The sequence below is a fragment of the Streptomyces sp. NPDC004667 genome (genome assembly GCF_040609475.1).
Taxonomy (GTDB): domain Bacteria; phylum Actinomycetota; class Actinomycetes; order Streptomycetales; family Streptomycetaceae; genus Streptomyces.
Genome location: NZ_JBEXKC010000173.1, coordinates 1 through 6,305, shown reverse-complemented (window position 1 = coordinate 6,305; position 6,305 = coordinate 1). Strand labels below are relative to the sequence as shown.

5 protein-coding genes and 1 pseudogene are annotated in these 6,305 nt (G+C 72.1%); 4 read left to right on the top strand and 2 right to left on the bottom strand.

The window, feature by feature from the left end; all coding sequences use genetic code 11:
- Both ABZW32_RS38450 and ABZW32_RS38445 read left to right on the top strand, forming a co-directional pair.
- A partial coding sequence (locus ABZW32_RS38450; protein WP_356225378.1) for an acyl-CoA reductase occupies positions 1–1,973 on the top strand: 1,973 nt, incomplete at its 5' end.
- Positions 1,974–2,108: 135 nt separating this feature from the next.
- A complete protein-coding gene (locus ABZW32_RS38445) occupies positions 2,109–2,735 on the top strand; it encodes a TetR family transcriptional regulator (protein WP_356225376.1) in 627 nt (208 codons plus the stop codon).
- A 75-nt stretch (positions 2,736–2,810) separates the two neighbouring features.
- Here ABZW32_RS38445 and ABZW32_RS38440 read toward each other — a convergent pair whose 3' ends face one another.
- Positions 2,811–3,155, bottom strand: coding sequence for a CU044_2847 family protein (locus ABZW32_RS38440; protein WP_356225374.1), 345 nt, complete (start codon positions 3,153–3,155; stop codon positions 2,811–2,813).
- Between the two features lie 334 nt (positions 3,156–3,489).
- Between ABZW32_RS38440 and ABZW32_RS38435 the strand changes: the two genes are divergently transcribed.
- The gene (locus ABZW32_RS38435) at positions 3,490–3,726 is read left to right on the top strand and encodes a three-helix bundle dimerization domain-containing protein (protein ID WP_356225372.1); all 237 of its coding nucleotides are present in this window, start codon (positions 3,490–3,492) and stop codon (positions 3,724–3,726) included.
- Between the two features lie 42 nt (positions 3,727–3,768).
- Here ABZW32_RS38435 and ABZW32_RS38430 read toward each other — a convergent pair whose 3' ends face one another.
- Complete coding sequence (locus tag ABZW32_RS38430; protein ID WP_356225370.1) at positions 3,769–5,409, bottom strand: ATP-binding cassette domain-containing protein; 1,641 nt, start codon at positions 5,407–5,409, stop codon at positions 3,769–3,771.
- A gap of 498 nt (positions 5,410–5,907) precedes the next feature.
- On the opposite strand from ABZW32_RS38430, the pseudogene ABZW32_RS38425 reads away from it, so the two are divergent.
- Positions 5,908–6,305 (top strand): annotated as a pseudogene (locus ABZW32_RS38425) (hydroxymethylcytosylglucuronate/cytosylglucuronate synthase); the annotation flags it as partial.

Below are 6,305 nucleotides of genomic sequence, written 5' to 3'. Positions count from 1 at the left end.
GCTTCCCCTCCTCCCGCCAGGACTGGCTGCGCCTGATGTGCGCCCCCGCCGACGCCGTCGCCGTGTGGGGCGGCGAGGCCGCCGTCGAGGGCGTCGCCGCGCACGTCCCGGCCGGCTGCCGCCTGGTGGAGTGGGGGCACAAGATCTCCTTCGCCTACCTCACGCGGGACGGCTGGGCGGACGAGGAGACCCTGACCGCCCTGGCCCGGGACATCTGCCTCTTCGAGCAGCAGGCCTGCTCCAGCCCCCAGGTGGTCTACCTCGACACCGAGGACACCGGGGAACTCCACGCGTGCGCCGAGCGGATCGCCGCCGCGCTGGCCGCCCGGCCCGCGCCCGCCGGGGTGGAGCTCGACCCGGCCGAGTACGCCGAGCTGACCACCACCGAGCACCTCGCCCGTCTGGAGGAACACCTCGGCTTCACCCGCGTCCTGGCCGCTCCCGACGGCACCTGGCGCGTCATCGCCGACACCCGCCCGGCCCTCACCGCCTCCCCGCTGCACCGCAGCGTCTGGGTCAAGCCGCTGCCCCGCAAGAAGCTCATCGCGACGCTGCGCCCCATGCGCCGCTACCTCCAGACCGCGGGCATCGCGGCCGGCCGCACCGACACCGCCGAGCTGTCCGCCCTGGTCCTGGCGGCCGGTGCCACCCGCGTCACGCCCGTCGGCGCCATGACGGCCGGTTACTCCGGCGAACCCCACGACGGTGTGTACGCCCTCCAGCGCTACAGCCGCCGCGTCGCGGTCCAGGCCGACCGGCGCTTCGCCACCACCGCCTGCCTCGACGACCTCGCCCGCCCGGTCGCCTTCCCGGCGCCCGCGGGACCGCTGCTCGACAAGGCCGCCGTCCAGGACCTCAACCGCGGCGTCGACCGGGGCGACGCCGAGCTGTACTTCCGCAGCGGAGGCAGCACCGGTGCGCCCGCCCTGTCGCTCTTCACGTACGAGGACTACGACACGCAGATGCACGCCGCCGCCCGCGGCCTGCTCGCCGCCGGCTACGACCCGGCGCGCGACCGCACCGCCAACCTCTTCTACTGCGGCGGCATGTACGGCGGGTTCATCAGCTTCTTCTCCATTCTGGAACGCCTCGGCGGCGTCCAGATGCCGATGGCCGCCGGACCCGACCACCGGGCGACCGCGGAGATGATCATCGCGTACGAGGTGGACACCCTCTTCGGCATGCCGTCCTACCTCTGGCAGCTCCTGCACGGGGCCTCGGACCTCCTGCGCCCCTACGGCGGCATCCGCAAGATCTACTACGGCGGCGAACACTTCACCGAGGAGCAGCGCCGCACCCTCACCGAGACCTACGGCATCGAGGTCATCCGCTCCCTCACCTACGGCAGCACCGACCTCGGCCCGCTCGGCTACCAGTGCACGCACAGCACGGGCAGCGTCCACCACCTCCACGCCGACCTCCACACCCTGGAGATCGTCGAGATCGACGCCGACCGCCCGGTGGCGCCCGGGGAGACCGGCCGGCTCGTCTTCACCACCCGCGCCCGCCGCGGCCAGCACCTCGACCGCTACGTCATCGGCGACCTCGGACGCGCCCTGCCGGGCCGCTGCCCCTGCGGCAGCCACGCCCCGCGCTTCGAACTGCTCGGCCGGCTGGGCGAGGTGATGCGGGTGGCGACGTACTTCATCAACCACCGCCGCTTCGTGGCCATCGCGCAGGAGCGGCTGCACTACAGCGGCGAGATGCAGACGGTCCTGGCCGGCGGGCCCGTCCGCGAGGTCCTCACCCTCCGCATGGAGCGCACCGACACCCTGGACCCGGCCGCGGCGCGCGACGCCTTCCTGGCGGCCTACCCCGAAGTGCGCTCGGCCGTGGCGGAGCAGCTGCTGGACTTCACGGTGGAGCCGGTGCACGGCGCCGCCCTGGACCGCACGCCGACGAGCGGGAAACTCCGTGCGGTGGTGGACCGCAGGCACGAAGCGCGGGAGCGGCACCGGCCCGCCCGGCCGTAGCCCCGGCGTGCCGTCAACGCCCGGACGGCGGCTCCGCCGTCCGGGCCCCGGTCCACGGCTCCGGTCCGATGGCGTCACCGGTGAGTGCAACAACTCAATCTTCATAGCCGTACAACCAGAGGGTAGGGTGCGGACATGAGCGAGACGACCGCGGATCGAGAACCGGTGGGGCGCCGCGAACGCAAGAAGGCCGCCACCCGACGGGCCCTTGCCGATGCCGCCCTGCGCCTCTTCCTCGAACGCGGCTACGACCAGGTCGGCATCCGGGACATCGCCGATGCCGTGGACGTGTCCACCACCACCCTGTTCAAGTACTTCCCGGTGAAAGAGGCCCTCGTTTTCGACGAGGACGCCGAGCAGGAGGCCCGGCTGCTGGCCGCCGTGCAGGAGAGGGCCCGTGGCCAGTCCGTCGTGGCGGCCCTGCGCGAGCACGCCCTGAGCTGCCGGGTCGGCCGCCGGGACGCCGACCCCGCCTTCGCGGCCTTCGTCTCGCTCGTGGAGGGCACCCCCGCCCTGCGCGAGTACGCCCAGCGCATGTGGCTCCGCCACGAGACCTCGCTCGCGCACGCCATCGCCGAGGCGAGCGGAGTCCCCGCCGGTGATCCGGACTGCGCCGCACTCGCCCACTTCGCACTGGAGGCCCCCCGCAGCGCCCCCGGGCACGCCGACCGCCACGAGGCGGTCACACGCGCCTTCGACCTCCTCGAACGCGGCTGGAACGACATCGAACGCGGCTGGAACGACATCGGCCCCAGAGCCTGAGCGTGCGCCCGTAGGCGACTCGTCCCGGCGACGCCTTCAGCCGGCGGGTCACACCGGGCCCCGGGCCGGTCGGGGTCAGGCAGGGGGCTTCGGGTCCGTGCCCGTACCGGTGGACCGCTCCTTCCACGCCATCGTCACGCGCAGGTGGCAGTCGGTGCTGCTCTTGGTGATCACGGCCCCGGCCTCGAAGGCCAGGTCGACGCCGAACTCGACCGTGATCGCGTCGGGGCCGGCCCTGCGCAGCTGGTCGAGCATGGCTCCCGCCGCGTCCGTCACCGACCCCAGGGCGGATTGCAGGGTGCCGGGGAGTTCGCGGACGGCGTCGCCGAGGCGGCCCGCCTTCACCGGCCCGGCCGCCGCCGGAGCCTCCACCAGCAGGAAGCCGCCGTCCGCCAGGGGAATCCGAGCCAGCTGGGTCAAGGTTCCTCCTCCGCCCGCGGCCTCGGCCCGTCACCGGGCCCTTCGCCGGGCCCTTCACCGGGCCCTTCACCGGTCGCGAGGACGCACCCGCGCCTGCCTCCTCCGCCTGCGATCGTCATCGAACGCGGTGGCCCTCGCATCCGGGGTGGGCCGGACGCGTGACACCGCCGCCGGCCGCTTCGGGAACGCGCTGCGGACCGGCCGGTCGGATGGATGGGCGTCCGCCGGAAGCAACGCGGAACACATCTGGCTGAAGATCTCCTTCCGGCTGCATCGCCGCCTCATCAATGTGGGCAGTCAGCCTGCATCCGCATGACGACAGAATCCAGGAGACATGGCACAGCAATTCCACGACGAGGACGGCACCCTCCGGCACCTCGTCACCCGCCTCGCAGCCGCATATCCCGACATCGACGCGATCGTCGTCGAAGCCACGGTCGAGGACGCGGGCAGGGACTTGAGCGGTGCCAGGCTCAAGACGTTCCTTCCCATCCTCACCGAGCGGAAAGCCAGGCAGGCCCTCGACCGGTACCGCGCCACCCGAACCCAGGGGACGCACGACGGCACGTGACGGGAAGCATGGGCCTCGACACGGCGGAGACGCCGTCCCGGGTCAGCCGCGGACGCGGCTGACCCGGCCCTCGTCCCAGACCGGTTCGTCCGTCTCCACCACCCTGCCGTCCTCCCGGAAGACCAGGAAACGGCTGAACACCCGGGCGAACCAGCGGTCGTGGGTGACCGCCACGACCGTTCCGGTGAAGTCGGTCAGGGCCTGCTCCAGGGCCTCGGCCGAGATCAGGTCGAGATTGTCGGTCGGTTCGTCCAGCAACAACAGGGTCGCCCCGGCGAGTTCCAGCAGCAGGACCTGGAAGCGTGCCTGCTGACCGCCCGAGAGGGTCTCGAAGCTCTGGCGTCCGGCGCCTGCCAGGCCGTAGCGGCTCAGGGCCGACATGGCGCCCTGAAGGTCCAGCCCGGGGCGGTCGCCCTCCCCGGCGCCGAGGATCTCGGCCGGGGTCCGGCCGGCCCACTCCGGGTGCCGGTGCGTCTGGGCGAACAGCCCGGGTCGGACGCGTGCGCCCAGTCGGCACACACCGGTGTGTCCCACGCTCGGGGCCGTCTCCGCGGAGACCTCGTCCAGCAGGCGCAGGAAGTGGCTCTTGCCGGACCCGTTGGAGCCGAGCACGCAGACCCGGTCGCCGAAGAACACCTCCAGGTCGAACGGCTTCATCAGGCCGCTGAGTTCGAGGTTCTGGCACGTGATCGCGCGGATGCCGGTCCGGGCCCCGCGCAAGTCCGGTGCGACCCGCTGCCGGCGCGGCGGCGCGGGCGGCGGTCCGGCCTCCTCGAACTTCCTCAGCCGCGTCTGGGCCGCGTGGTACCGCGAGGCCATCTCGTCGCTGATGGACGACTGCTGACGCAGGGTCCGGACCAACTGCTTGAGCTGCTCGTGCTTCTCGCTCCAGCGCTGACGCAGTTCCGCCACACGCTGCCAGCGCGCCTCGCGGGCCTCGCCCCAGCCGGCGAATCCGCCTCCGTGGGTCCAGGCCGTTCCGCCCTCCAGGGTCACGACCTGGCCGGCCGTGCGACTCAGCACCTCACGGTCGTGGGTGATCAGCAGCACCCCCTTGCGGGTCTGGGTGAGCTGTTCCTCCAGCCAGCGCTTTCCCGGAACGTCCAGATAGTTGTCCGGTTCGTCGAGCAGCAGCAGTTCGGCCGGGCCCCGGAGCAGGGCCTCCAGGACGAGGCGCTTCTGCTCGCCACCGGACAGCGTCGTCACCTCCCTGAACTGCGCGGCCTGGAACGGGACGCCGAGTGCGGCGACCGTCACCGTGTCCCAGAGCACCTCGTGGTCGTACCCGCCGGCCTCGCCCCAGTCCACCAGCGCCTGGGCGTACCGGACCTGGGTGGTTTCGTCATCGGCCTCCATCATGGCGAGTTCGGCCGCGTCGAGGGCGGCGGCCGCCGTCCGCAGCGGCACGGGGGCGACGGTGAGCAGGAGGTCCCGGACGGTGCGGTCGTCACGCAGGCTGCCGATGAACTGGGGCATGACCGCGACGGCGCCCTGGCTTCGAAACGATCCCTGCTGTGCCGGGACGTCGCCCGCGAGGGTGCGCAGGAGCGTGGTCTTGCCCGCGCCGTTGTCACCGATGAGCGCGACGGTCTGGCCTGCCGATACCCGGAACGAGACATCGCTGAACAGCTCGCGTCCATCGGGGAGAACGTGTCCGAGGGAGGCGGCTTCGAGGTAGCCCATGGGGGCAGATGCTAGCGGCCGGACACGCTCGGGGCGATTCGATTCCGGTGGCCCGGCTGATGGGTTTTCGGCCTTGTGGCGCATACTCAATTACCGCCCACCGGCAAATGATTATGCGACTGATCGGGCTATTCACTCGCTGGTTTCAGGGCCGCACCGATTTCTTGCATCATGCACCCGCATACGGAATGGTTGTGCCCGACAGGGACTTCGGGGAGCAATCACCCGGCCCCGATGCGGGCCACTGCGTCTGTGCGCATGCGGGTGCGTGCGCGGCGCCCGTCCCCCTTTTCCCAGCGTGCCACTCCTCCACTGAAATGCGAGAGTCAGCCGATGCCGCCCATCCACGCCCTGCGCTCCGCGGCTCCCTCCACCCACCCGGATCCCGTCACCGTCGCAATCGTCGGGGCGGAATTCGGATGGGGAAGCTCGGGAAAACTGAGCGCGGTGCTATCCGAATTGCGAGACCGGTCCACGCCGCCTCTGCGATTCGTCGGAATGGCGTCGGGACTGGGCCGCCCCCTGCTCGCCGAGCACGCGGTGGACGGCTGGTACGACCTGCCGGGCGACACCGGTCCGGCGGCCCCCGCGGTCGAGGAGTTCGTACGGTCACAGGGGGTGCGGGCCGCCGTGGTCGTCCTGGACGGCGCGGCCGCGACGGCGCTGCTGGCCCTCGGCGTGCCCACGGTTTTCGTCGACAGCCTTCCCTTCCTCTGGTCCGAGGGCGACCGGGCCTCGCTGCCGCTGGATGCGACGGTGTACTGCGCCCAGAAAAGCGTGGAACTGCCGCCCGAGTGCCTGGCCGTCCTGGCCGACGCCCGGGAGCTGCACTGGGTCGAGGCCGTCATCGCCCGACCCCGCGCCTCGGCGCCGGAGCGCGGCGCCCGGCCGCGCGC